27 protein-coding genes are annotated in these 25248 nt (G+C 34.4%); 16 read left to right on the forward strand and 11 right to left on the reverse strand.

From position 1 onward, the window contains the following. Positions 1-218: 218 nt before the first annotated feature. Positions 219-1124: an NAD(P)/FAD-dependent oxidoreductase gene (locus QMG60_RS04095; protein ID WP_281866964.1), complete on the reverse strand. Its 906-nt coding sequence runs from the start codon at positions 1122-1124 to the stop codon at positions 219-221. A 10-nt stretch (positions 1125-1134) separates the two neighbouring features. Beyond that, positions 1135-1488: a MerC domain-containing protein gene (locus QMG60_RS04100; protein WP_281866965.1), complete on the reverse strand. Its 354-nt coding sequence runs from the start codon at positions 1486-1488 to the stop codon at positions 1135-1137. Between the two features lie 93 nt (positions 1489-1581). On the opposite strand from QMG60_RS04100, the gene QMG60_RS04105 reads away from it, so the two are divergent. The 4 genes from QMG60_RS04105 (at position 1582) to QMG60_RS04120 (ending at position 5050) form a co-directional block, all read left to right on the forward strand. Beyond that, a complete protein-coding gene (locus QMG60_RS04105; RefSeq protein WP_134138732.1) occupies positions 1582-1974 on the forward strand; it encodes a transcriptional repressor in 393 nt (130 codons plus the stop codon). Between the two features lie 74 nt (positions 1975-2048). Then, positions 2049-3917 carry an Nramp family divalent metal transporter gene (locus QMG60_RS04110; protein WP_281866966.1) on the forward strand — a complete coding sequence of 623 codons (1869 nt, stop codon included), beginning with the start codon at positions 2049-2051 and terminating at the stop codon, positions 3915-3917. 103 nt (positions 3918-4020) lie between these two features. Continuing rightward, positions 4021-4674, forward strand: a complete 654-nt coding sequence (locus tag QMG60_RS04115) for a metal-dependent transcriptional regulator (protein WP_057115394.1) — start codon at positions 4021-4023, stop codon at positions 4672-4674. Positions 4675-4708: 34 nt separating this feature from the next. Further along, positions 4709-5050, forward strand: a complete 342-nt coding sequence (locus tag QMG60_RS04120; protein WP_281866967.1) for a hypothetical protein — start codon at positions 4709-4711, stop codon at positions 5048-5050. Positions 5051-5136: 86 nt separating this feature from the next. On the opposite strand, the gene QMG60_RS04125 is transcribed toward QMG60_RS04120, so the two are convergent. The 7 genes from QMG60_RS04125 to QMG60_RS04155 all read right to left on the reverse strand — a co-directional run bounded on the left by QMG60_RS04125 (position 5137) and on the right by QMG60_RS04155 (position 11373). Next, positions 5137-5538: a hypothetical protein gene (locus QMG60_RS04125; protein ID WP_281866968.1), complete on the reverse strand. Its 402-nt coding sequence runs from the start codon at positions 5536-5538 to the stop codon at positions 5137-5139. 123 nt (positions 5539-5661) lie between these two features. After that, on the reverse strand, positions 5662-6444 hold the full coding sequence (locus QMG60_RS04130) for an enoyl-CoA hydratase-related protein (protein WP_057115397.1): 783 nt from the start codon (positions 6442-6444) through the stop codon (positions 5662-5664). A gap of 10 nt (positions 6445-6454) precedes the next feature. Then, on the reverse strand, positions 6455-7870 hold the full coding sequence (locus QMG60_RS04135; protein WP_134139637.1) for an ATP-binding protein: 1416 nt from the start codon (positions 7868-7870) through the stop codon (positions 6455-6457). A gap of 138 nt (positions 7871-8008) precedes the next feature. After that, positions 8009-8557 carry a CopD family protein gene (locus tag QMG60_RS04140; protein WP_057115399.1) on the reverse strand — a complete coding sequence of 183 codons (549 nt, stop codon included), beginning with the start codon at positions 8555-8557 and terminating at the stop codon, positions 8009-8011. After that, entirely contained in the window at positions 8558-9127 is a 570-nt protein-coding gene (locus QMG60_RS04145) for a hypothetical protein (protein WP_281866969.1), read from the reverse strand. 13 nt (positions 9128-9140) lie between these two features. Next, positions 9141-10154 (reverse strand): ferrochelatase, encoded by a 1014-nt coding sequence (gene hemH, locus QMG60_RS04150; protein WP_281866970.1) that lies wholly within the window; start codon positions 10152-10154, stop codon positions 9141-9143. Positions 10155-10500: 346 nt separating this feature from the next. Then, positions 10501-11373, reverse strand: coding sequence for an AraC family transcriptional regulator (locus QMG60_RS04155; RefSeq protein ID WP_057115402.1), 873 nt, complete (start codon positions 11371-11373; stop codon positions 10501-10503). 227 nt (positions 11374-11600) lie between these two features. On the opposite strand from QMG60_RS04155, the gene hemA reads away from it, so the two are divergent. The 10 genes from hemA to QMG60_RS04205 all read left to right on the forward strand — a co-directional run bounded on the left by hemA (position 11601) and on the right by QMG60_RS04205 (position 21036). After that, complete coding sequence (gene hemA, locus QMG60_RS04160; RefSeq protein ID WP_057115974.1) at positions 11601-12851, forward strand: glutamyl-tRNA reductase; 1251 nt, start codon at positions 11601-11603, stop codon at positions 12849-12851. A 113-nt stretch (positions 12852-12964) separates the two neighbouring features. Beyond that, on the forward strand, positions 12965-13891 hold the full coding sequence (gene hemC, locus QMG60_RS04165; protein WP_281867925.1) for a hydroxymethylbilane synthase: 927 nt from the start codon (positions 12965-12967) through the stop codon (positions 13889-13891). Continuing rightward, complete coding sequence (locus tag QMG60_RS04170) at positions 13891-14556, forward strand: uroporphyrinogen-III synthase (RefSeq protein WP_281866971.1); 666 nt, start codon at positions 13891-13893, stop codon at positions 14554-14556. Before hemC ends, QMG60_RS04170 begins: the two co-directional genes overlap by 1 nt. Before the next feature lie 137 nt (positions 14557-14693). Beyond that, a complete protein-coding gene (hemE, locus tag QMG60_RS04175; protein WP_281866972.1) occupies positions 14694-15719 on the forward strand; it encodes a uroporphyrinogen decarboxylase in 1026 nt (341 codons plus the stop codon). Positions 15720-15792: 73 nt separating this feature from the next. Beyond that, positions 15793-16473, forward strand: a complete 681-nt coding sequence (locus QMG60_RS04180; protein ID WP_281866973.1) for a hypothetical protein — start codon at positions 15793-15795, stop codon at positions 16471-16473. Positions 16474-16485: 12 nt separating this feature from the next. Continuing rightward, on the forward strand, positions 16486-16866 hold the full coding sequence (locus QMG60_RS04185) for a hypothetical protein (protein ID WP_281866974.1): 381 nt from the start codon (positions 16486-16488) through the stop codon (positions 16864-16866). Between the two features lie 5 nt (positions 16867-16871). Then, on the forward strand, positions 16872-17786 hold the full coding sequence (gene hemF / locus QMG60_RS04190) for an oxygen-dependent coproporphyrinogen oxidase (protein ID WP_281866975.1): 915 nt from the start codon (positions 16872-16874) through the stop codon (positions 17784-17786). 760 nt (positions 17787-18546) lie between these two features. Beyond that, positions 18547-19014, forward strand: a complete 468-nt coding sequence (gene tnpA / locus QMG60_RS04195; RefSeq protein WP_057115409.1) for an IS200/IS605 family transposase — start codon at positions 18547-18549, stop codon at positions 19012-19014. Positions 19015-19116: 102 nt separating this feature from the next. After that, entirely contained in the window at positions 19117-20055 is a 939-nt protein-coding gene (locus QMG60_RS04200; RefSeq protein ID WP_281866976.1) for a DUF4421 family protein, read from the forward strand. A 93-nt stretch (positions 20056-20148) separates the two neighbouring features. Then, positions 20149-21036, forward strand: a complete 888-nt coding sequence (locus QMG60_RS04205) for a fructose bisphosphate aldolase (protein WP_281867926.1) — start codon at positions 20149-20151, stop codon at positions 21034-21036. Between the two features lie 62 nt (positions 21037-21098). Here the strand turns inward: QMG60_RS04205 and QMG60_RS04210 are convergent, their stop codons facing one another. Then, on the reverse strand, positions 21099-22931 hold the full coding sequence (locus tag QMG60_RS04210) for a hypothetical protein (RefSeq protein WP_281866977.1): 1833 nt from the start codon (positions 22929-22931) through the stop codon (positions 21099-21101). Positions 22932-22933: 2 nt separating this feature from the next. Beyond that, a complete protein-coding gene (locus tag QMG60_RS04215; RefSeq protein ID WP_281866978.1) occupies positions 22934-23566 on the reverse strand; it encodes a hypothetical protein in 633 nt (210 codons plus the stop codon). A gap of 279 nt (positions 23567-23845) precedes the next feature. Between QMG60_RS04215 and hemB the strand changes: the two genes are divergently transcribed. Together hemB and QMG60_RS04225 are read left to right on the forward strand one after the other, a co-directional pair. After that, entirely contained in the window at positions 23846-24838 is a 993-nt protein-coding gene (gene hemB / locus QMG60_RS04220; RefSeq protein ID WP_057115413.1) for a porphobilinogen synthase, read from the forward strand. A gap of 2 nt (positions 24839-24840) precedes the next feature. Beyond that, on the forward strand, positions 24841-25239 hold the full coding sequence (locus QMG60_RS04225; protein WP_281866979.1) for a c-type cytochrome: 399 nt from the start codon (positions 24841-24843) through the stop codon (positions 25237-25239). Positions 25240-25248: the final 9 nt, after the last annotated feature.

Genomic DNA, 25248 nt, shown 5'->3' on the forward strand with positions numbered 1-25248 from the left:
TCAATATGTTAGATTTATTTAAACACATAGAAATATGAATTTAAAGATTGAATAGCGTCCAGCTTTAGATGGATGAAAGCATGAGCGAAATAAAAGGGCTTAGCCAAACCTAAATTCGGCTAAAGCCCTTTCAATCCAATCTTCTTCCCCTAGCTGAAGCTAGGGCTATTCAAAAAGTCAAGCAAACCCGACAGGTTTTGAAAACCTGTCGGGTTTAATTAAAAATCCTCATCAATAAGATCCTTATTAATCACTGCTCCTGCAAAAGATCCTGTAGAAACTGCAATTGCAACAGAGCGCATTTGAGTAGTGCAATCACCGCTCGCATAAACGCCTGGAATATTTGTTTTTTGCATACCATCAACTTTTAATAATCCTTGTTCGTTTATCTCACAACCTAAATCTTTAGGCAAATGACAATGCTGTTCAAAAGGCGGTCTTGCATAAATGGCTTTTACGGCAACTTTTCCCTGATTTTTGAAGATGATGTTCTGGATATATCCATTTCTATGTTCGAAGGAATCTATATCTTGCTCGAAAATCTGAACATTGTGCTGCTGTAATATTTGAGTTTGTTCGAAAGTCAGAGTCGATTTTCCATTGGTACATAATCTCAAATCTTTGGTCCAATTCGAAATCAATTTTGCAAAATCAAATGCTATTTCACCGTTTGCAATTATGGCTGTTTTTTCATTCTTCACTTCGTAGCCATGACAATATGGACAATGCAAAACGGAAATTCCCCAGCACTCTGCAAAATCATTAATCTTTGGAATTAAATCTTTAACACCAGTTGCGAATAAAACTTTTCTGGATGTGAAAATTTCACCTGATTCTGTTGAGATTTCAAAACCAGCTTCATTTTTGATTGCTTTTGTCGCAAGGCCATTATAAAAATGAACTGTTTTATAAAGTTCAACTTGTAATTTGGCTTTCGCCGAAATAACTGCGGGCTTCTCCCCGTCTTGTGTAATAAAATTATGCGAATGAGGCGTTTGTCTGTTACAAGGCAGACCGCTGTCAATTACTAAAACCTGGCGAAGGGAACGTCCTAAGCTCATGGCAGCAGATAAGCCGCTGTAGCTTCCGCCAATGATAATCACGTCAAAAGTCTTCTGTTCCATAATTATAATTTTAATGATTTTGTTTTCTGTGTAATTTATAATTAATCAAATGCCCGATAATCATACCGATTCCTCCAAAATAAATGAGATCCAGATGAATTTCTAAAAAGAGTTCAATCAAAATACTAATCCAAATTAAGCTCATAGAAACAATCAAAATTGACGAAACTAAAAGACTTGATTTTTTCGTAATTTTGAGAATTGCAAATAAACCGATCGAAGCAAATAATAAATCGATAAAAGGATTATGACTTAAGCCTAATGGCAAAATTGTTAGAAGAGGAAAAATCAAACAATGAACCAGGCAGATAGTCGCACTTGAAATTCCTAAAATATCGTAAAAGGGTGAGGTAGTTTTCTTCATTTCTTGTAATTTTGCTTAATGCAATTTTGTTGCAAATATACAATTTTAATTCAATTGCAACATTGTTGCGTTTAATTTTTAATTCATTACAAAATGAAAACTACACGTAATACCACAGCAAAATCAGCTGTATTAGAGGTTTTTGAGAAATCAAAAACGGCATTATCGCATGCTGAAATTCAAAAACAATTGAATGATGTGTGTGATCGAGTTACTATTTATAGGATTTTAGACCGCTTGGTAAACGATGATATTGTTCATAAAATTTCGAATCTCGACGGAACTGTAAAATATGCGAAATGCAATCATTCACACCAGCGTGTACACATTCATAATCATGCTCATTTTAGCTGTGAGAATTGTCACGAAATAACTTGTTTGGAGAATGTGAAGCCGAGTTATATAATGCCGCATAATTATAAAGTCAACGAGATCAATTTCACCTTATCAGGATTATGTCCAAAATGTTTAAATTCTAACATTTAACATTTAGACTCGTCTAAAAATATTGTTTCGCGAATGTAATTTTTCTATATATTTGTGAAAACAATACTTTTACAATGACTAAATCTTTAGAAGAAGTAAACGAATCGGTTGCTACACAACATAAAAAAACTGGTTTCAGGAAAATATTAGCTTTTTTGGGCCCAGCCTATTTAGTGAGCGTTGGTTATATGGATCCGGGAAACTGGGCTACAGACATTGCCGGCGGAAGCCAGTTTGGTTATACTTTGGTATGGGTTTTATTAATGAGTAACTTAATGGCTTTGCTTTTGCAAAGTTTAAGTGCGCGTCTGGGCATTGTAACGCAACGCGATTTGGCTCAGGCTTCGAGAGAAACTTATTCCAAATACATCAACTACATTTTATATTTTCTGGCCGAAATTGCTATTGCTGCCTGCGATTTGGCAGAGGTTCTCGGAATGGCAATCGGAATTAATCTTCTTTTCGGAATTCCGTTACTAGAAGCAGTTTTAATTACCGTTCTAGACACCTTTTTACTACTTTTCCTGATCAATAAAGGAATTCGCAAAATGGAAGCCTTTATTATAGCTTTGGTAGCGATAATTGGATTTTCTTTTATTTTCGAAATGATTTTTGCAGAACCAGAAATGGGTAAAGTATTGCAGGGTCTTATTCCTTCAATTCCAAATTCGGCTGCTTTATATATTGCCATCGGGATAATTGGAGCTACTGTAATGCCGCACAATCTGTATCTGCACTCTTCTTTGGTACAAACCAGAAAGTTTGATCGAACTCCTGCAGGAATCAAACAGGCTTTGAAATACAATTTAATAGATTCTACGATCGCTTTAAACCTTGCCTTTTTTGTAAATGCCGCAATCTTGATTCTAGCTGCCGCAACTTTTCATAGAAACGGAATGTTTGAAGTTGCCGAAATTCAAGATGCGCATCAATTTCTTGAACCTTTGCTTGGAACCAAATGGGCCCCAATTTTATTTGCAGTTGCACTTATTGCTGCAGGACAAAGTTCTACAGTAACAGGAACTCTTGCCGGGCAAATTGTAATGGAAGGTTATCTGCATTTCAGAATTCAACCGTGGGTTCGTCGTATTATTACCCGTTTAATTGCTATTATTCCTGCTGTAATCGTGATTCTAATTTATGGCGAAAGCGTAACTGGAAAACTATTAATTTTAAGTCAGGTTATTCTAAGTCTGCAATTAGGATTTGCAATTATTCCGTTAATCCATTTTGTGAGTGACAAATCAAAAATGAATGGTTTTCATATATCCAAACTTACTCAGGTGGTTTCTTGGATTATTGCAGCTATAATTGTGTCTTTAAACGCAAAATTGGTTTATGACGAAATCACGTCGTGGCTTGCAAGTTCAAATCATCCAATTATTCTTTGGCTTACTGTCGTTCCATTAGCATTCGCGTTTTCAGCTTTATTATTATATATCATTTTCAAGCCTTTTATTGCCAAAGCAAAAAACAAAACAGTAAATCATTCTCCTCATAATCTCAAACTGCATTTTTCTCCAAGAGAAAGTCAAAATATTAAACACATAGCTGTTTCTGTAGATTTTTCTCATGCAGATGAAGCCGCATTAAACAAAGCCTTCGAATTGGGCGGCATTGACACCGAATATACCCTCATTCACATTGTAGAAACAGTTGGCGCATTAATGTACGGCGTTCACGTTCACGATCATGAGACAACAATTGATGAGAAATTATTACTAGAATATCAAGAAATGCTTTCGCAGAAAGGTTTCAAGATTAAAACTGAACTTGGTTTTGGAAAACCAAACAAAGTAATTCCGAAAATTATAAACGAAGGAAACTTTGATATCTTAGTTATGGGAACCCACGGCCACACTGGATTAAAAGATATTCTTTTTGGCACAACGGTAGATAAATTGAGACATAAAATTTCAATACCTTTGTTGATTGTTAAATGAAGTGGCTAAGATGCTAAGGTTCTAAGATACTAAGGTTTTTTACTAAAGCCTCAAAAGAAAACTTAGAATCTCAGCATCTTAGGACCTTAGAACCTAAAGAAGAATGACCTTTTCAGAAGAAAATTACCTTAAATCTATCTATCACCTAACCGCTGCTTTGGAAACTGAAGTGAGCACAAATGCCATTGCAGAAATAATGGAAACCAAAGCTTCGTCGGTTACGGATATGCTTAAAAAACTGGCTGATAAAGATTTAGTCAATTATAAAAAATACCAAGGTGTTTCTCTAACTGAAAACGGGAAACTTGCCGCTAAGATGATTGTGAGAAAACATCGTTTATGGGAAGTATTTTTAGTTGAAAAACTAAACTTCAGCTGGGATGAGGTTCACGACATTGCGGAACAGTTAGAACACATCAAATCTGAGCAGTTAATTAACCGTTTAGATGACTTTTTGGGAAATCCTACAGAAGATCCACATGGAGATCCAATTCCAGACGCAAACGGCCGAATTATTAAAATTGAGAAACATTTACTTTCTGAATTATCAGAAAATCAGATCGGTGTTTGTGTGGGTGTAAAAGATACTTCTTCCGAATTCCTGAAATATCTGGATAAACAAGAAATTGCTTTGGGCTCTAAAATTGAATTTCTGTCTAAAGAATCATTCGATTTATCGGTAAAAATTAATGTTGACGGCAGAGAATTATCTATTTCAAATAAAATTGCTTCTAATTTGTTTGTGAAGCTGGTTTAATTGGGTGAAGAAATAAAAAAATCACACATAAAATATGAATGAATTTAAGATAAATTCAGAGAACAAAGAAAAAGAGCTTGAAGATCAATTAAAAAAGCTTCCTAAAGAAAAATGGAAAATTTGGCGATTAATCATCGTTGGAATTATTACACCTTTTGTTGGTCCATATATCCCTATGAGAAAAGGCATGCTAGTTGACAGAATGGATTACCAGGATTCTGTTTTGATGTTTTTTGTAATTTTTTTGATCGCAATCCCCGCAGGTTGTTATATGCATTTTCAAAAAATCAATAATGATATATTTGATATTGAATGTCAACTTGAAAATTTAAAACAACAGAATAAGCAAAAAATTGAGAGTGAAATTGTAGAATAAAACTCTAGAAACTAAAACTCTTTTATGATTCCACAAAAAACATGTTCTTCTTTAATATCAGTATTAACTCTTAAAGAAAATAGTATTTAAACAATCCCCTTTTCAATCATTTCGAGCATCACCGGCGATGCATTTTTAAATGTTGGCGGCTGTTCAATAATACTTCCTGCATTCTTTTTGTTTACTTTGAAAGTAACGTCGTTGTCAGTTGTAAACAAAAGTGCAGTTAGAAACGGTTTTTTGATATAAGAGCTTAAAACCAATAAAGCTTCCTCTAAAGTATGAATGCTCTCAACTTCTTCAGTTTTATAACGAGAAGTCAATGAAATTGAAAAGGTATTATCTTCATTTAAAACCAAACGAAAATAGATATTTTTAAGTTCGGTATCGCCTATTGTTTTGGCCAAAGTCAATTTTGCGAAAGTTCCAGCTTGAATACTTTCTTTAACACGCTCACAGAATAGAGCGAATATAGGTTCATACGACATTGTAATGTGTTTAAAATTTAACCGCAAAGTTCGCTAAGATTTACGCAAAGAGCACAAAGAAAAAAATTTAAACAAAGCTTTGCGAACCTTTGCGTAAATCTTAGCGAACTTTGCGGTAAAAAACTATTTTCCTGTAAATTCAGCTTTACGTTTTTCTAAGAAAGCTGTTGTTCCTTCTTTAAAATCCTGAGTTCCGAAACATTTTCCGAACGATTTAATTTCAGTATCAAATCCGTTTTTACCGTCTTCAAAGTTGGCATTGATGGCTTTTATCGCTTTACTAATTGCAAACGGAGCATTTTTAATGATTTTATGAGCAATTACATTTGTAAATGATAATAGTTCTGCCTGAGGCACAACATGATTTACTAAACCGTATTGTTTGGCTTCTTCTGCAGAAATCATAGCAGCAGTCATGATCATTTCCATTGCACGTCCTTTACCCACTAATTGAGGTAAACGCTGCGTTCCTCCATAACCTGGAATTAATCCTAAAGTTACTTCTGGTAATCCCATTTTTGCATTGTCTGAAGCCACTCTAAAATGACAAGCCATTGCCAGTTCTAATCCACCGCCTAAAGCAAAACCGTTAACGGCTGCAATAACTGGTTTCTTTAGATTTTCAATAAAATCAAATAAAGATTCCTGACCTTCAGCTGCTAATTGCGCGCCTTCGACAATGGTATAATTAGCAAATTCAGAAATATCGGCTCCGGCTACAAAGGCTTTTTCACCGCTTCCAGTTAAGACAATTACACGAACATCGTCATTTTTACTTAATAATTTAACTGCCTTGCTCAAATCACTAATGGTCGCTTTGTTTAAAGCATTCAGTTTTGTTGGTCTGTTAATTGTGATCGTTGCTATTTTTTCTTCGATAGAAATTAAGATATTTTCGTAGTCCATGACGGTAAGTTTAAGAGTTAGTAATGGGCAAAGAAACCCTAAATGTGGTTCCTTTTCCGTAAGTTGACTCAAAGGTAATTGTTCCTTTGTAATTTTCGATAATGTTTTTGATAATTCCGAGTCCAAGTCCCATACCACTGGTTTTGGTCGTAAATTTTGGCTCGAAGATTCGGCCGATATCTTGTTTCTGGATTCCGATTCCGTTGTCTTTTACAGCAATCTCAACATTATTATTTCGCCTTTTTACTGTAACTACAATCGATTTTTGAAACTGACTTTCGGGAATGGCCTGCGTTGCGTTTTTAACCAAATTGGTAATCACACGGATCAACTGCGTACGGTCCATTTTTGAAATAATTTCTTCTTCGTCTTTTTCAAAAACAATATAATCTTCATTAAAAATATCGAGAGCTAATTCGACAACCTCAACAACATTCAACGTTTCGTTTTGCTGCGCCGGCATCGAAGCAAAGTTCGAAAATGCCGAAGCCACCGCCGTCATCGTATCAATCTGCTGAATTAAGGTTTCTGAGTAATCGTTCATCTTCTGCTTCACATCAGGATCATTTGGATCAAATTTTCTTTGAAAACTCTGAACCGTTAAACGCATCGGCGTAAGCGGATTCTTGATTTCATGCGCGACTTGTTTTGCCATTTCACGCCAAGCTTCTTCACGTTCACTTTGGGCAAGTTTGATCGCACTTGTTTCGAGTTTGTCGACCATTCCGTTATACGCTTTAATCAAGAAGTTGACCTCTTTACTATTCGCTTCTAATACAATTTTTTCATTTTTCTGATCTAAATTGGTTTCTTCCAATCTGTCGGAAATGGTTTTTAGCGATTTTGTGATGTAGGTCGAAAGGAAATACGCCAATGCAAAAGCCACAATCAGCATAAAAGAATAAACCTGGCTTAAGCGGATTAAAAAGGTATTCAGCTCATTATCGTAATAGCCGTCGTCTTCTAAATAGGGAAGGTTTAAAATTCCGAGTGGTTTAAATTTTTCGTCTTTTATTAAACTGTAGGATGATCTGTTTTTAACTCCGTCAATGGTTTTAATATCCACAAAACGCTTTTCAATAGAAGAACGAACTAATTTCAGAATATATTCGGGAATTGGCGGTGCAATTTTATCAACAGCAAAAGATTCTTTTGAAGATTTTAGAAGTTTCCCGTCAAGACTGTAAATGTTGATTTCGATTTTATGAATCTGCGCTAATTCGTGGATTTTATCTTTGAAAATTAAATCGAGATTTTGGGTTTTAAGCGGATAAGTTGTAGTAGACAGAACATAATTGATATGTTCTTTTACAGCATTTTCTTTTCGTTCTAAACGTTCCTGATGATATTCTTTAGCTTCAGTTTTAAACTGAATAATCGAAATCGAAGCCAATAAAAAAGATGCTACAACAATCAATACAATCATCGACAGGAAAATCCTGGTACGAAGGGAAAGCATTGACATTTTGAAGTTCTGCATGTTTTTTAATTATAAATTGTGAATTGTAAATTATGAATTATTCGGTCTGCATTTAATTTACCATTAACAATTCACAATTTACCATTATTTCTTTTCTCTAATTCGTTTATAAAATCGAAATCCCAGCATTATTAAGACCGAGAATAAAATAATTCCGATTACGCCGAAAATCCAATTGATGGCACTTTTTAAAACTACTAAAAAAACAACGGCAAATAAAATAATGGTTGCGCCTTCATTCCACAAACGCATGAAGTTGTTGGTATATTTTACCTCATCGTTTTGTAATTGTTTAAAAATTTGATGGCATTTTCCGTGATATAAATATAAAAGGAAAACGAAGCATAATTTTACGTGCATCCATGGCATTTTCATCCATACATGACCTGCATCTGTAAAAAACAGCATCCAAAAAGCAAAAATACTCGCCAAAACCGCCGACGGCCATGTAATAATGTACCACAAACGGTAGGCCATAATTTTGTATTGCGCCTGTAAAATTTCTTTTTCTGGAGATGGCTTTTCATTTGCTTCAATTTGATAAACAAACAAACGAACGATATAAAACAAACCTGCAAACCAAGTGATTACAAATATAAGATGCAGTGATTTTAAATAGTTATAATATTCCATTTATTCCTTAAATGTAGATTTTTTAAAAAGATCAATCATTTCTTTACCGTAATCTTCATCTTCATATACTATTGAAGCGATAAAGATTTTGCCATTAAAAGTCCTTGAAAAAATAACTGCTGTTGCAAGAGTTTTTCCTTTTTCAGTTATTGAAATCTTAGCTTTTCTAAATTCTAAACCCGAAATGTTCTCAGAAGTTACTTTGTAATCTCCCATTTGACCTTGCGGATAAACTTGACCAATATTTTTCAAAAAAAGAAAATCTTTTAATCTCATCTTTAGATCAGTTGAGCGAACATCGCCTGAATAATTTTCGTAGTTTGCTGCAAAATAATTGGCCTTGTTTCTTTTAAAAGCAACAATAGAATATTCTTTATTGATTAAAGTTGTATCTCCTTTAATTTCTCCATTTTCTTTTTGATTTACTTTTTCATAATCGTCTGGAATAGTAATCTGCCAGTTGAATGTTTTATCAGAAAAAGTATTGTTTTCAAAAGTGTCTCTTTTTTTGCATCCAACAAGAATTGCTAGAGAGAAAAATAAAATCGAAAAATATTTTAATTTATTCATATGTCTTTAATTCTTATTTAGCCCAATCATTAATCCAATTAGAAACTGTCTGGCACCATTCATCATCATCATTCAAACATGGAATTGCCAAGAATTCTTCTCCTCCTTTGGCTTCAAAATCTTCTTTGGCACGCATCGCGATTTCCTCAAGAGTTTCTAAACAGTCTGAAACGAAAGCTGGTGTGACAACCGCCAATTTCTTGATTCCTTTTGCAGGCATATTATCGATTTCAACATCCGTGTAAGGCTCTAACCATTTGTCGCCCGCCAAACGCGATTGAAAAGTTAAACTGTATTTATCTTCTGGAAGTCCTAATAATTTTACAACTTGTTTTGTTGTTTCATAACATTGGTGGCGGTAGCAAAAATCATGCGCAGCGGAAGGTGTGTTACAACAAGAACCGTCGATTTTACAATGCGATTTGGTTACATCAGTTTTGCGAATATGGCGTTCTGGAATTCCATGGTAAGAGAACAATAAATGATCGTAATCAAAACCAACTAAATGTTTCTGAATTGAATCTGCCAAATTCTTGATGTAATCTGGTTTGTTGTAAAATGCTGGAACATCCGTAAATTTCATGTTTGGAAATTTCTTTTTACGGATTTCTTCTGCTTTTACTAAAATAGTCAAAGTCGAAGCCATTGCATATTGCGGATATAAAGGAAAAAGCATTACTTCAGCTACACCTTTATCATGCAATTCCTGAAGTCCTTTTTCAATTGTCATGCTTCCATAACGCATTGCTAGCGCAACTGGAACATTTACCAAAGGCTGTACTTTTTTCTGCATTCTTTCAGAAAGAACTACTAATGGAGAACCTTCATCCCACCAAATTTTCGCGTAAGCGTGTGCTGATTCTTCCGGTCTTTTTCTTAAAATAATTCCGCGAACCAATAATGCTCTTAATAAATACGGAACGTCGATCACGTATTTATCCATTAAAAATTCGTCTAAATATGGTTTTACATCTTTTGGTGTTGGACTTTCTGGAGATCCTAAGTTTACTAATAATACGCCTTTCATTATTGTTTTTTTGCTTTAGGCTTTAAGCTTTAGGCTTTAAGCATTTTATTTGTTTTTAAAATTTCGTCAAAAGTAGAACTTGCTGCTTTTTAGAAATATGATAATTATTACTTTTTAATTATGTTCTTATTTATAAAATTGATTCTCTTAAATCAATCGTTCCTATGGAACGCAAAAAACATTTAATTTTTTTTCTACCAATGAGATGTTCCTATCGGAACATTTTCACCAAAGATTTATCATTTTTATGTTCCGTTGGAACATTTCGTTGGTAACTTTTAAATGTCCAAACAGTATAACGTTCCGTAGGAACGTTTGATTTTAGATCTCTGCCCTTACAGCATGCTTAAACATTCGCATTAATCGACATCAAATATTTTTTTGGAGTTGTGGCAAACTTTTTCTTGAATGCTGCTATAAAGTGACTTCCGGTGCTGTAGCCAATTTTCAACCCCACTTCGTTTACATTATAAGAACCGCTGTCTAAAAGTTTTCGAGCGAAGTCCATTTTGTAATCGAAAAGGAAACCGTAAACCGTGTCGCCGTAAATTTGTTTGAAACCCATTTTGAGTTTCTTCAAATTCAAACCAATTTCATCTGCCAATTCTTGCAATCCTGGCGGTTCGGCCATATTCGCAATGATGATTTCTTTGGCTCTTCGAATTTTCAGAACGTTATCTTCATCAATTAAAAACGGACATTGTTCTGCGTTTGGATCTTCGGTTCTGTTAAAATACAAACTCAATAATTCATATCCTTTTCCTTTATAATAAAGGTTTTTTATGGATGGATGAAGATTGTAATGAAACAACTGACTCAAAACAATTGCCATCGACGGACTAATATTTCCTTCGTTATAATACTTTTTGTCTTTATTATCAGGACTTAAAAAAGTAATATAATCGGCTTCTGCAGAAAACAACGCGTGAAATTTTTTGATGGAAACAATTACAGAAATCACCCAAGAGTTTGGTGCCAATTCTAAATTAAGCGGTAATTCTTTCTGCGGATTATACAAAAGCAGCGATTTTTCTTCTTTCAATTCTAAAGCATAATTGCCTTGATTGAATAAAAATTTGGCATTGCCTTTTATCCCGAAGTGAAACTGTATCAGGCCGGTACCTATTTCGTGCTGTGCATAAAAAGGCTCAGAACCATCGTTTTGAAAACGAATCAGCGTAAAGTCGTCTTCAATTTTTATAACTTCTTGAGAACTCATAGCGATATTTTTTTTGGACTAAAATCAAACCTCCGTCAAAATGTTATTTAGAATGACTCTAAACAAATCGTTTCAAACGACTTGATTTTGCTACAAAAGTACTGCTTTTTGCATAAAAACAGATGTTTAGAATCAAAAAAACATGCAGCGATACAAAAAGTACTTTCAGCGTTACTTTTATCAATAGTATAGTAATAATTTTGTTGCACTTTTATGAAAGTGAATTTATGGAAAACAATAACGTACCGAAACACCTTTATTTTTACTCAGTTGGTCTGAGTTATAAAAAAGCTGATGCTGAGGTCAGAGGTCAATTTAGTTTGGACGCAGTGGCGAAAACGCGTTTGCTGGAACAAGCTAAAACTGAAGGAATAGAAAGTTTAATTGTCACTTCAACCTGCAACAGAACCGAAATTTATGGTTTTGCAGAACATCCATTTCAATTAATCAAATTGATCTGCGACAACAGCAATGGTTCTGTTGACGCTTTTCAAAAAGTTGGTTTCGTTTATAAAAATCAAGAAGCAATCAATCATTTATTTCGCGTAGGAACTGGTTTAGACAGTCAGATCTTAGGTGATTTTGAAATTATATCTCAAATCAAAACTTCTTTTATCCATTCAAAATCAATGGGCTTAGCCAATGCTTTTATGGAAAGATTGGTTAACGCGGTGATTCAGGCAAGTAAAAGAATTAAAACTGAAACCGAAATTAGCTCTGGCGCAACTTCTGTTTCTTTTGCATCTGTTCAATACATTCTTAAAAATGTTGAAGACATCAGCAACAAAAATATTTTACTTTTCGGAACAGGAAAAATTGGAAGAAATACTTGCGAGAATTTAGTAAAACACACTAAAAACGAGCATATCACTTTAATCAACCGAACTAAAGACAAAGCTGAGAAATTGGCTGGAAAACTTAATTTGATTGTTAAAGATTATTCTGAATTACATTTAGAACTTCAAAAGGCAGACGTTGTTGTTGTAGCAACTGGTGCTCAAAACCCAACAGTTGACAAAGCGATTTTAAATCTTAAAAAACCGCTATTAATTCTAGATTTGTCTATTCCGAAAAACGTTAACGAAAACGTGGAAGAATTAGAAGGCGTAACTTTAATTCACATGGATTATTTGTCGCAATTGACAGATGAAACATTGGAAAACAGAAAATTACACATTCCTGCTGCTGAAGCGATTATTGAAGAAATCAAAGAAGAATTTGTGGTTTGGATGAAAGGCCGAAAATTTGCGCCGACCATCAATGCTTTAAAAGACAAATTGAACGCGATCAAAGCTTCTGAATTGGATTTCCAAAGTAAAAAAATCGCTGATTTTAATGAAGCGCAAGCTGAAATTATCAGCAACAGAATCATTCAAAAAATCACTACTCATTTCGCAAATCATTTAAAAGACGACGATACTATGGTTGATGAAAGCATCGAATGGATCGAAAAAGTCTTCAAAATAAAAGCATCTTAAATAAAATTTTAAACCAGATAAGTTATATAAGTTCATATAATAGCAAACGGTTAATTTTTTCAACCATAACTGCTTAAATTTCTTAAATAACTTATATGGTGAAATTCAACAAAATGGCTGAAAAAACAATCAGAATTGGAACTCGTGACAGCGAATTAGCACTTTGGCAGGCACATACTGTCGAAAAGAAATTAAACGATTTGGGTTATAAAACCTCAATTGTTGCTGTAAAATCTCAAGGCGATATTATTCTGGACAAACCGCTTTATGAACTGGGTATAACTGGAATTTTTACAAAAACGCTGGACATTGCCATGATTAATGGCAATATAGATATTGCGGTGCATTCTATGAAAGATGTTCCAACGGCTTTACCAAAAGGAATTGTTCAAGCGGCTGTTTTAGAAAGAGCTAATGTTTTAGACATTTTGGTTCATAAAGGAAATGCTGATTTTGGAGATAAACCAAGCACGATTGCAACAGGAAGTTTACGACGCCAGGCACAATGGTTTAATAAATACCCGAACCATAATGTAGTTGATTTACGCGGAAACGTGAATACCCGTATGCAGAAACTTCAGGATAATGATTGGGATGGAGCTGTTTTTGCCGCTGCAGGTTTGGAGCGCATTAACTTAAAACCTGAAAATTACATAAATTTAGATTGGATGATTCCCGCGCCGGCACAAGGAGCAATGCTTGTTGTAGCAATGGAAAACGACAATTATACCCTTGATGCACTTTCGCAGTTAAATCATATCGAAACTGAAATCTGCACTTATATCGAACGTCAGTTTTTAAGAACACTCGAAGGCGGTTGTACTGCTCCAATTGGAGCTTTGGTAACTTACAATGAAGATGAAGATACTTTGCATTTTCAAGGTGTTTTACTTTCTATTGACGGAAAACAAAAATTAGAAATCAATAAAACAGTCGATATTTCAGAATGGAAAAAATTAGGTTTTCATTCGGCACAGGAGATTTTGAATAATGGCGGAACGGAATTAATGCAAAAGATTAAAGAATCCCTGAAAAAGTAATGGCGAAATCAATTCAGATATTATCTACTAAAATATTATCTCCTCTTCAAAAAGAAGAGTTGAAAAAAGGCGGCTTTGATCTAATCGAAGCCGATTTCATTAAAACTGAAAACAAGCCTTTCGAATTTAAAAACCTCAACGAAAGTCTTATTTTCACGAGTCAGAATGCTGTTCACAGCGTTTTATCTCATCCCGACTCAGAGCAGTTAAAGAAAAAAAATGTGTATTGCGTTGGCCTTAAAACCAAATCGCTTTTAAGCGATAATGGTTTTAATGTTGTGGCTTACACAGGTTACGCATCTGATTTGGCCGAAATTATCACTTTAATTTACAGAAATGAAAGTTATACTTTTTTCAGCGGTAACCTTAGAAGAGATACTTTGCCAAATGCCTTAAAAGAAGCTGGCATACAACTCAACGAAATTCAGGTTTACGACACCTCTTTACAGCCACAAAAAATAAAGACAGCTGTTGATGCAATCTTATTTTTTAGTCCGTCTGGCGTTGAAAGTTATTTGAAAGAGAATACAATTAAAAAAGAAATCTGTTTCTGCATTGGCGATACAACGGCAGAAGCTTTGTCAAAAACAACAAAGAATATCATCGTTGCAGATCAGTCAACAATTGAAGATGTAATCGAAGACGTAATTCACGAATTTAAATAAATTAAAGCTATAAGCTTTAGGCAGTAAGCCTTAAGCAAAAATAATTTGGCAATACGCTTTAAGCTTTATGCTTTAAGCAAAAAGATAGACAAACACCGCTTAAAGCCTAAAGCTTAAAGCCTAAAGCAAGAAAAAAAATGTTAAAAAACGACCTATTTTTAAAAGCATTAAAAGGAGAAACAGTTCAACGTCCGCCAGTATGGATGATGCGCCAGGCAGGAAGATATTTACCTGAATTTAGAGCTTTACGTGATAAATATGATTTTTTCACAAGATGTGAAACTCCAGAACTTGCGGCCGAAATTACAGTACAGCCAATTCGCAGAATTGCTCCAGACGCAGCGATTTTGTTTTCGGATATTTTAGTTGTTCCTCGTGCAATGGGAATTCACGTAGAATTAAAAGACAATTTAGGACCAATTATTCCAAATCCAATCCGTACAATGGAACAGGTAAATCAAGTTATTGTTCCTGATGTAAATGAAACTTTGGGTTACGTTTTTGATGCTGTTAAATTGACCAAAGAAATGCTGAACGACGAAGTGCCTTTAATTGGTTTCGCTGGTTCGCCTTGGACAATTTTCTGTTATGCTGTTGAAGGAAAAGGCTCTAAAAGCTTTGATACTGCAAAAGGTTTTTGTTTTTCAAATCCAGTTGCAGCGCATACATTATTGCAAAAAATTACAGACACAACAATTTTATACTTAAAAGAAAAAGTAAAATCGGGAGTTAATGCTGTTCAGATTTTTGATTCTTGGGGAGGAATGCTTTCTCCTGTTGATTATCAAGAGTTTTCATGGAAATATATCAACCAGATCGTTGATGCTTTAGCTGAAATTACACCGGTTATTGTTTTCGGAAAAGGATGCTGGTTTGCGCTTGGCGAAATGGGTAAAAGTAAGGCTTCTGCACTTGGAGTAGACTGGACTTGTTCGGCTAGAAACGCTCGTTATTTGTCTGGCGGAAACATTACTTTACAAGGAAATTTTGATCCGTCAAGATTACTTTCTCCAATTCCAACCATCAAAAAAATGGTTCACGAAATGATCGACGAGTTTGGAAAAGACAAATATATTGTAAATTTAGGTCACGGAATTTTACCAAATATCCCTGTAGACCACGCAAAAGCGTTTATAGACGCGGTGAAGGAATACGGAAATTAGTGTTCGGTTTTCAGTCGAAGTATTCAGCTTGACTGCGACTGAAAACTGTGACTGAGAACTTAAACCTAAATCTATGTTTGCCAATATAAACTTTAATAGAAATTCGCCGTTTTCATTTGTAGAATATGGATTTCAAGCCTATTATGCTTATGTGTTTTTCATGGTTTGGACGCATCCTGAACAACATCCTGTGAGTCTGATCAATGATTTGGCAATTTTAATGGCTTTTGAGTTTATAATGGTGCATTCGGGAGTTTTCATGGCAGTAATGCCCAAAAAATGGTCTCTCTTTGTATTTTTTCCATTGTATGGATTGTTTGCTTTTGGTTTTAATGAATCTGTAGTAAATACCAATATTTTGTATATTTATTTGTTGACGGTTTTAAACAGGATGCGATTTGCCTTTTCAAATGTTTCTCCAGAAGTAAGAGCATTACAAATGGGAAAATCTGCTCTAAAAGCAGTTTTCTATTTTTTCTTAATTTTGGCTGTTTGCATAGGAAATGCCATAATTCCACCGTTTGGTTTGACAGGAGAGTTTTTAGAAAAGTCTCATTATTTTCAAACCGTTAAATCTAGCGGATTATTTATAGAAAAGCCTTATGTGCCAATTTGTATGGGGTTTATATATTATTCTCTTCCGGTCTTATATTTTATTTATCGAACTATTAAAAAAATAGGACAAAAAGAAAACTCCAATTTTCAAAGAAAACCTATTATGACTTTCCAAAAAACAACAATCAGCAAAAGATAATTTTAGAAAAATATGCTAAACAAAGGTTTAAGAGACGAAGAAAGTATAAGAATTGACAATGTCCTGAAAACATTGCGCGCTCTGGACTTTGTACCTCAGCCTTTGACAAATGACGCAAAATTGGATATTGAAAATCAGTTAAAAGAATTTGGCTTAAATATTCAAACGCTGGTTGATTATCAAAATGAAGAATTGATAACATTACTCGTTCGCTGTCATTTAGATTTTAATCAATTGGAACAATTTGCTGATTTTTTAATTGATTTTTCAAAAGTCGAAAATTGTAATTTTGAAGATAAGGCTTTAGCCATTTACCAATATATTCAGCAGGAAAGCAAGGATTTTTCTTTTGGAATAAATACCAAAATTGCTTCGGCGAAAGCCAAAAAATAATTACAATGAAAGATAAATTTTACGCATACATACAACAATTACAAGACCAGATCTGCGCTGGATTAGAAGCTGTGGACGGAACTGCAAAATTCCGTGAAGATCTTTGGAAACGTCCAGAAGGCGGCGGTGGAAGAACTCGCGTTATTGAAAATGGTCCCGAAGGCTCGGGAGTTTTCGAAAAAGGCGGTGTAAACATTTCAGCCGTTCACGGAAAACTTCCAGAAACAATGCAGAAAATGTTTGGTGTTGGCGAAGCAGATTTCTTTGCCTGTGGATTAAGTTTGGTTATTCACCCGAAAAACCCTATGGTTCCTACTGTCCACGCCAATTGGAGATATTTCGAAATGTACGATGAGTCTGGAAAAGTAATTCAACAATGGTTTGGTGGCGGACAGGATTTAACACCGTATTATTTGTTTGAGGAAGATGCAAAACACTTTCATCAAACGTGTAAAACAGCCTGCGACAAACACAATCCAGAGTTTTATCCAAAATATAAAAAACAATGCGATTCTTATTTTTGGAACGCTCACAGAAATGAAGCCCGCGGACTTGGCGGTTTGTTTTTTGATTATTGCAAAGCAAATGAGCAAATGTCGATGGAAGATTGGTACAATTTCGTAACCGAAGTCGGCAATAGTTTCCTTGAAGCTTATGTTCCGATTGTGGAAAGAAGAAAAAATTTAGAATATACTCCAGAAAATAGGACATGGCAGGAAATTCGACGTGGCCGTTATGTGGAGTTTAATCTAGTGCACGATAAAGGAACTTTATTCGGATTAAAAACCAACGGAAGAATTGAAAGTATTTTGATGAGTTTGCCTCCACATGTGCAGTGGGTTTATGATCATCATCCAGAAGCAGGAAGCAAGGAAGAAAAATTGCTTAATGTATTGGAAAATCCTATTGATTGGGTTTAATGTTTTAGATAAATTCATACCCCTAATTTTGTTTCGCTCCGCTGGAGCTCTTGAGCAATATCTCGTAATCTCTCTATAAATATCTCGTCCCTCTGGGACTGGACTTTTGCTAAATTTATATTTGGATATAAAAGATCTAACATAGCGGAAATATTTTAAAAATAATTAATCTGTATCATGGTAAAGCGACCTTATTGTTAATAAATTTATTTCGCTCCGCTGGAGCTTTTGAACCATATCCCTTCTAATTTCTCTATAAATATCTCGTCCCTCTGGGACTGGACTTTTGCTAAACTTATATTTGGATATAAAAGAATCCAATGAAGGGGAAATATTAAACTATAATAAATATTTCGTTCCTTTGGAACTAGGGTTTGATAATTTATATTGGTTGAAAAGCTCTGGAGGAGCGAAATATTTATAGCAACAAATTCATACACCCTCGATAAAGCTCCAGCGGAGCGAAATATTTACAGCAAGGCACGACATATTTATAGGAATAATTCACCTTCTTTCAGACAAAGCTCCAGCGGAGCGACATATTTATAGCAAGGCACGACATATTTATAGGAATAATTCACCCTCTTTCAGACAAAGCTCCAGCGGAGCGACATATTTATAGCAATAATTTATCCTCCTCGAAAAAAGCTTCATCAGATCGAAACATATAGCAACACGACATATTTTATCTTGACAATAAGAAATATTTATCCTACAAAATAAAATTATTAATTAGCTTTACCAATTAATAATTATAATTATGGCAAACACCTATTCTCAACTGTATATTCAAATTGTATTTGCTGTAAAAGGAAGGCAAAATTTAATTTCCTCCAATAAAAAAGATGAAATTTATAAATATATTTCAGGAATTATTGCCAATCAAAAACAAAAACTGATTGCAATTAACGGAATGCCAGATCATATTCATATCTTAGTTGGAATAAAACCAGATGTATCATTATCGGATTTAGTGAGGGTTATAAAAACAAATTCATCCAAATTCATAAATGAACAAAGATGGATAAATGGAAAATTTGAATGGCAGACAGGTTTTGGTGCTTTTTCTTATGGACATTCGCAATTGACCAATGTTATTAAATACATTGAAAATCAAGAAGAGCATCACAAAACAAAAACATTCAGAGAAGAATATATTGCGTTTTTAAAATTGTTTAATATTGATTTCAAAAATGAATATCTTTTTGATGATGTCAATTTAAAATAATATATCGCTCCGCTGGAGTTTTTATCTTAACTACTTATTTTTAGCTATAAATATTTTGCTCCGCTTGAGCTCTTTATATATCGAGTAATTGTTATTATAAATATGAAATTAAAACTGATTTACATAGCGTTTTTTGCCAGCATTTTGGGTTGTTTTGCTCAAAACGATTCGTTGCATAATCCGTATTTTAAATCTTATGATGATAAAATTACTGTCAGTATTTATTATTTAGATACTTCGAATAGTTTCCAGATTGCTTCCGACGGCCAGGAACCGAAAATATATGTCAATCTAATTCCGAACAGGAGAGAGCAGATTGGTTTTAATTTAAATTATAAAATTATTGATGTTAGCCTCGGTTTCGCTCCTAAATTTTTGGGTGGCAACAAAGGCGATTCTCATTCCAAGAATTTTAATTTCAACACCCGTTTTTATTATAAAAAATGGATGCAGTCGTTTACTTTTATTAATCAAAAAGGATTTTATATCAGCGACAATAATATAAATGCCCAGCTTCCCAATATGCGTACAACTAAAATTGGCGGATCGACATCTTATATTTTCAATGATAAATTCTCTTTTAAAACGTTGGTCAGTCAAAACGAATGGCAGACTAAGAGTTCTGGAAGTTTTATTCCGACTTTCTCCTTTTACTACACCAATTTAGACTTAAACACTCCGGATTCTTCTCCTGGCGATTTCTATGTGTTTACTTTAGCACCTTCTTATTTCTATAATTTTGTCATCAGCGACCGCGTTTTAATTGGTGCTGGAATTGCTTTGGGAGCTGGACTTAATGATGTCGACGGAGATACTTCTGCCTTATATCAAGCAGATTTTAATTTAAAGCTGGCTTATAATAACGATCGTTTCTTTGCTTTCGCAAGTCTTAATACCGTAGGTTTTGCTCAAGACGAAAAAGTCGATCCACGGTTAAATGATAATATTGCTACTTTAAGATTTTCTGTAGGCTACCGATTTGATCCTCCAAAAAAAGTAAAAGAAGTTTACGATAAAGTCAATGATAAAATCGGGCTTTGAGAAATCTAAAACCTCAAAAGCAAGAAATACGATAAAAATTGCTTAATTTAACAGGTATTTATTACAAATTAAAATTTCATTATTATGGAAAATGTGAATGAAGACCAATTAAATCGCATGCATTCCGGAAAAGGATTTATCGCGGCATTAGATCAAAGCGGCGGCAGTACACCAAAAGCTTTATCGCAATATGGCGTTCAGGAAAGCAGCTACTCAAATGATGAAGAAATGTACACACTTGTACATGAAATGAGAACCAGGATTATTAAAAGTCCTGCGTTTAAAAGTGACTATATTCTCGGTGCGATTTTATTTGAAAATACTATGGACCGTAAAATCGACGGTCAATGGACTGCTGATTATTTGTGGGAGAAAAAAAATATAGTTCCGTTTTTAAAAGTAGATAAAGGACTTACTGATCTTGCCAGCGGCGTACAATTGATGAAACCAATTCCAAATTTAGATGACTTACTGACAAGAGCTGTAGAACGCAATATTTTTGGAACCAAAATGCGCTCGGTAATTAAAGAAGCAAATCCTGATGGGATACGCGATATTGTAGAACAGCAATTTAGAGTGGGTTTGCAAATATTTAATAAAGGGCTTATTCCGATTATTGAACCTGAAATTGATATTTACAGTGCTGACAAAGAAAAATCTGAAGCAATTCTAAAACAAGAAATCCTAAAACAGCTAAATTCTTTAGACAAAGAGGTAAAAGTAATGCTGAAACTTTCTATCCCAACAGTAAATGATTTTTATAAAGAGCTGATATCGAATCCGCATGTGGTGCGTGTTGTGGCTTTGTCTGGCGGATATTCGAGAGAAGAGGCCAATGAAAAACTCGCTCAAAACCACGGATTGATTGCCAGTTTTTCAAGAGCATTATCCGAAGGACTTTCTGCCGGACAGTCTGATGATGATTTTAATGCCGTACTGGGCAAAACAATCAAAGAAATCTATGAGGCTTCGATCACATAAAAAAAATCATTTTAGCCCGAAAATCTAATTTTCGGGCTTTTGAATTTTTATAATAACCGAGATTATTTCGAAGTCATTTCGTCTGCCAAATCTAATGTTTGTAAAATGATGTTTTTATCAGATTTTAGAGCGTTTAATTTGAATATGAATTTCAATTTATTATCGATTAGTTTCTTAGGCGATTCTGTTGTAATGTCTGAAAACTGAGCCGAAATTTTATTGAATCGAATCAAATCTGATTCTTTTGCATTTTTACCAAATGCATTTACGGTTTGTGAAATATTCAGTTTTCCGAATATGTAATTTTTGCTCAAGTCTTTCTTTGTTTCTTTTATAAAAGAGCCTTTTCCAGTATTAAAATAATCCATTGTGTTGGCAACAATGACAACCTCTTTGTCTTTCAGGATAAAAATATCACCAAACTCTTTTGTTCCAACAATCTGATAATGATTCCCGTTTTGAATTAATACTTTTTTGCGTACGCCCAGTTGCAAAAGTTTATCTCCAAATGTTGGATGCGTCGAAGTAAAAATTACAGAAAATAACGGAATTGATTTTTTTACTTTTTCTTCCGTAACCGTTTCTTCATAATTTTCGTCGTAACCGTACTTTTTGGTCATTACCTCAACATCTTTCATGCCGTACAAAAACGCGCTTAAATCACCGTCAAAAAGTTTCGCAGTGGCTTCTTCATCAACAATTGTAGTAATCAAATCTGTAATTATTGTAATATCCTCTTTTCCAAATTTTGGATTCTGGAGTATTTCGGAAGTTAAAGACGGAAAACTTTCTAAAGCTGCTTTTGTATTAATATGATAAGATGCGAAAGCCAATGGCTTTTCGGACGGGAAATAATTAAAAATATTTTTATTGATTTTTCTGTCGCTTATTTTATTCACAACCGCTGCAATCTCTTTAGAATATTCAATAACTTCTTCGATTCGGGCATTGTCATTATCAAAATAGAAATCAACATTAATTCCTTTTATAAAATTTCCGAAATTTTTCTGCATCGGCAGGAATTTGTCATAACCGCCAAATATAGCCGTCGGATAACTGTATGCCGAGTACAAACTCGAAATTGCTCCGCCATAATCTACCCAAGACGAAATATCTGCAGACTCGTTTATTTTGGATGAACTTGGTGCCGTAAAACCATTTTCAAATAATGTTTTTATAATTTCACTTTGTTTTTCGGCAAGATTTCGATCAAATTCTGCCTGCTGCAAAGTATATTCTTCATAAGGATTTCCGTCGTATAAATATTCTTCTTGAGCCGAGTTTTCCATCGCTGCAGGTACATCAATTACTATTGGTGCCTCAACAATTTGTACTTCATTTTCTGGAACAGCTGCAGGATCTGCATAACTTTCGTCAGAATAAATAGAATCGGTTACAACTGGCGGCTGTAAATCATAAACATTTTTAGAAAATCGTTTCGTTAATTCTAATACAACCAGATAATTATCATTCCAAATCATGGATCTCTTTTTACCTTTTGGCGTAAAAACAGAATAATTTCCGAAATCTTCAATTTCCGCAATCGAATCATTGCTGTTGTCGATCTTAAATTCTTTGATTAAAAATTGTTTAAGGGCCTCTTTACTTTTTATGGGAATAGTAACTTGGTAATACGGAATACTATCCATGAAACTTCCGTGAATTGTTATTTTCTGATCTAAATGTATCAGCGAAGTATATTTACTGAAATCAAAGTCTGGCTTTTTACTGCTGTATTTGCTTACCAACGGATGATTTAAAACTTCTGAAATACTTACTTTTTTAGAAAGCTGGTTTCCGTTAAATTGTACAAAATAATCGTATTTGGATGTATTGATCTGACCAAAAGTCAAATATGTAGCGAATAATAAAAATAGAGTGTAAAAATGCTTCATAATTAAGGCTTTAATTGAATGGTATTATTCATGAGGGTCGATTTTTTAAGAACACTGTACATACTTTGTTTTAAAAAAACGGTCTTTTTGTTTGCAGAAATTTTACTGTTTGAATTGTTCACAGAAAGAATGTCTTTGTCAAAACTATAAATAGCGATAATGCTGGCTTCTTCAAGGTCTTTCTTTTTCTTCGGGTCGTTTACGACTTTTTCTGGAATTGGATAAGAGGCGATTCTTTCAAAATTTTTGCCGCTTCCGCTAAAGTGAATTTGATCACGCTGATTGTTGATTGTATTAACAACAGCATTTAATGCTTTTAGATTGGCATAATTGAGTTTGATAATGAAAACGTAATTGTCAAAATCTGTTTTTGTGGTTACATTTGAGATTCCGTCAATTTTCGAAGCTTTAGATTTAAAGTCTTCCAGTTTTTGGCTGATTTCCTGTTCGTTTGGGATTTTAACGCCATCGACTTCTTCCAGCCAGATTGCAGATTTGGTCTTAAACCAAGATCGTGAAAAGTCGATCATAAGAGTATATTCGCCACTTTGATCGTCGTGGTGTTTGATTCTTTCTGTTATCTCAAAACAACTTGTTAAGAGCAAACAGCAAAATAAAGCGAGAAATTTCTTCATTAGACAAATTTAGACGGAAATATTTTAAAAACCTTATTTAAGTTAAATTCTAAATGGAAACCGAAACTTAAATCAAATTTTTAGATAATATTAACGGATTCTAGATCATGCTAAACTCCTTATTCTGTTCCTTTTTCTTTAACTTTGCAGCACTTTCAAAAAAAGTAAAAATCTACAAAAACAAAAAAAGAACAACATCAATTTTAGAAATAAAGATTAATCAATCTGCTTTCAAAATCAGGTCGTAATCTGAAATCTAAAATCTAAATCTAAATTTATATGTTTCCATTACAAAGAAACCGTCGTTTAAGAACCAATGAATCTATTCGTTCTCTAGTTCGTGAAACCAGTTTAAGTCCGCAGGATTTTATGCTTCCTATGTTTGTTGCAGAAGGAAAAGACATTAAATCTGCTATTCCGTCAATGCCGGGAATTTACCGTCATTCGCTGGACAACACGATCAAAGAAGTTAAAGAAGCTTGGGATTTAGGTATTAAAGCGGTAAACATCTATGTAAAAGTAAGCGACAATTTAAAAGACAATAAAGGAACTGAGGCTTGGAACAAAGACGGTCTAATGCAGCAAACTATCCGCGCGATAAAAGATGCTGTTCCAGAAATGATCGTTATGCCAGATGTGGCGCTTGATCCGTATTCTATTTATGGTCATGACGGAATTATCGAAAAAGGCCAGTTAATAAACGACGCTACTGTTGACGCTTTAACCCGTATGAGTTTAAGCCACGCAGAAGCTGGTGCCGATTTTGTAGCGCCAAGCGACATGATGGATGGACGCGTTTTGGCGATCAGAAAAGCGTTGGAAGAAAACGGACATCATAATGTGGGAATTATGAGCTACAGTGCAAAATATGCTTCGGCATTTTACGGACCTTTCCGCGATGCTTTAGATTCTGCTCCAGTTGACACACAAGATATTCCAAAAGATAAAAAAACATACCAAATGGATTATGCTAACCGAATTGAAGGAATTCGCGAAGCATTATTAGACGTTGAAGAAGGTGCAGATATCGTAATGGTAAAACCTGGAATTGCGTATTTGGATATCGTCCGCGAAGTAAAAAATGCTGTTCATGTTCCTGTAGCGGTTTACCAAGTTTCTGGCGAATACGCAATGGTAAAGGCCGCAGCAGAAAGAGGATGGCTGGATCATGACAAAATTATGATAGAGCAACTATATTGCATTAAGCGTGCGGGCGCTAGTATTATCTCGACTTATTTCGCAAAAGAAGCCGCAGTTTTATTAAATAAATAAAGATGAGAAAGGTTTTATTTTTAGCTGCCGTTTTAGCGTTTGCCTCTTGTAAAAAAGAAGGTTCTGAGAGCAATACCTCAACAACAGAATCGTATTCTGAAGGAGAATCGGCGAAAGCCAAAACTCCAGAAGAACTTGGAAAACAAATTTTTGAAGGAACTGGGAACTGCGTTGCATGCCATCAGCCTGATCAAAAAGTGATTGGACCAAGTATTAAAGAAATTGCCAAAATCTACAAAGATAAAAATGGCGATATTGTGACTTTCTTAAAAGGAAAAGGAGAACCAATTGTCGACCCGAGCCAGTTTGAGGTTATGAAAACAAACTTTGCCATTACACAAGCAATGTCTGATGAAGAATTGAAAGCTATTGAAGCTTACATTTATAGTAATTTGAAATAACAGCACAAT

The organism is Flavobacterium sp. GSB-24, assembly GCF_027924665.1.
In the GTDB taxonomy this organism is placed as follows: Bacteria; Bacteroidota; Bacteroidia; order Flavobacteriales; family Flavobacteriaceae; genus Flavobacterium.

What these genes read in the sequence shown, in the direction of transcription:
- QMG60_RS04095 (WP_281866964.1), bottom strand. Translation starts at nt 1,124, where the DNA reads ATGGAACAGAAGACTTTTGACGTGATTATCATTGGCGGAAGCTACAGC.
- QMG60_RS04100 (WP_281866965.1), bottom strand. Translation starts at nt 1,488, where the DNA reads ATGAAGAAAACTACCTCACCCTTTTACGATATTTTAGGAATTTCAAGT.
- QMG60_RS04105 (WP_134138732.1), top strand. Translation starts at nt 1,582, where the DNA reads ATGAAAACTACACGTAATACCACAGCAAAATCAGCTGTATTAGAGGTT.
- QMG60_RS04110 (WP_281866966.1), top strand. Translation starts at nt 2,049, where the DNA reads ATGACTAAATCTTTAGAAGAAGTAAACGAATCGGTTGCTACACAACAT.
- QMG60_RS04115 (WP_057115394.1), top strand. Translation starts at nt 4,021, where the DNA reads ATGACCTTTTCAGAAGAAAATTACCTTAAATCTATCTATCACCTAACC.
- QMG60_RS04120 (WP_281866967.1), top strand. Translation starts at nt 4,709, where the DNA reads ATGAATGAATTTAAGATAAATTCAGAGAACAAAGAAAAAGAGCTTGAA.
- QMG60_RS04125 (WP_281866968.1), bottom strand. Translation starts at nt 5,538, where the DNA reads ATGTCGTATGAACCTATATTCGCTCTATTCTGTGAGCGTGTTAAAGAA.
- QMG60_RS04130 (WP_057115397.1), bottom strand. Translation starts at nt 6,444, where the DNA reads ATGGACTACGAAAATATCTTAATTTCTATCGAAGAAAAAATAGCAACG.
- QMG60_RS04135 (WP_134139637.1), bottom strand. Translation starts at nt 7,870, where the DNA reads ATGATTGTATTGATTGTTGTAGCATCTTTTTTATTGGCTTCGATTTCG.
- QMG60_RS04140 (WP_057115399.1), bottom strand. Translation starts at nt 8,557, where the DNA reads ATGGAATATTATAACTATTTAAAATCACTGCATCTTATATTTGTAATC.
- QMG60_RS04145 (WP_281866969.1), bottom strand. Translation starts at nt 9,127, where the DNA reads ATGAATAAATTAAAATATTTTTCGATTTTATTTTTCTCTCTAGCAATT.
- hemH (WP_281866970.1), bottom strand. Translation starts at nt 10,154, where the DNA reads ATGAAAGGCGTATTATTAGTAAACTTAGGATCTCCAGAAAGTCCAACA.
- QMG60_RS04155 (WP_057115402.1), bottom strand. Translation starts at nt 11,373, where the DNA reads ATGAGTTCTCAAGAAGTTATAAAAATTGAAGACGACTTTACGCTGATT.
- hemA (WP_057115974.1), top strand. Translation starts at nt 11,601, where the DNA reads ATGGAAAACAATAACGTACCGAAACACCTTTATTTTTACTCAGTTGGT.
- hemC (WP_281867925.1), top strand. Translation starts at nt 12,965, where the DNA reads ATGGCTGAAAAAACAATCAGAATTGGAACTCGTGACAGCGAATTAGCA.
- QMG60_RS04170 (WP_281866971.1), top strand. Translation starts at nt 13,891, where the DNA reads ATGGCGAAATCAATTCAGATATTATCTACTAAAATATTATCTCCTCTT.
- hemE (WP_281866972.1), top strand. Translation starts at nt 14,694, where the DNA reads ATGTTAAAAAACGACCTATTTTTAAAAGCATTAAAAGGAGAAACAGTT.
- QMG60_RS04180 (WP_281866973.1), top strand. Translation starts at nt 15,793, where the DNA reads ATGTTTGCCAATATAAACTTTAATAGAAATTCGCCGTTTTCATTTGTA.
- QMG60_RS04185 (WP_281866974.1), top strand. Translation starts at nt 16,486, where the DNA reads ATGCTAAACAAAGGTTTAAGAGACGAAGAAAGTATAAGAATTGACAAT.
- hemF (WP_281866975.1), top strand. Translation starts at nt 16,872, where the DNA reads ATGAAAGATAAATTTTACGCATACATACAACAATTACAAGACCAGATC.
- tnpA (WP_057115409.1), top strand. Translation starts at nt 18,547, where the DNA reads ATGGCAAACACCTATTCTCAACTGTATATTCAAATTGTATTTGCTGTA.
- QMG60_RS04200 (WP_281866976.1), top strand. Translation starts at nt 19,117, where the DNA reads ATGAAATTAAAACTGATTTACATAGCGTTTTTTGCCAGCATTTTGGGT.
- QMG60_RS04210 (WP_281866977.1), bottom strand. Translation starts at nt 22,931, where the DNA reads ATGAAGCATTTTTACACTCTATTTTTATTATTCGCTACATATTTGACT.
- QMG60_RS04215 (WP_281866978.1), bottom strand. Translation starts at nt 23,566, where the DNA reads ATGAAGAAATTTCTCGCTTTATTTTGCTGTTTGCTCTTAACAAGTTGT.
- hemB (WP_057115413.1), top strand. Translation starts at nt 23,846, where the DNA reads ATGTTTCCATTACAAAGAAACCGTCGTTTAAGAACCAATGAATCTATT.
- QMG60_RS04225 (WP_281866979.1), top strand. Translation starts at nt 24,841, where the DNA reads ATGAGAAAGGTTTTATTTTTAGCTGCCGTTTTAGCGTTTGCCTCTTGT.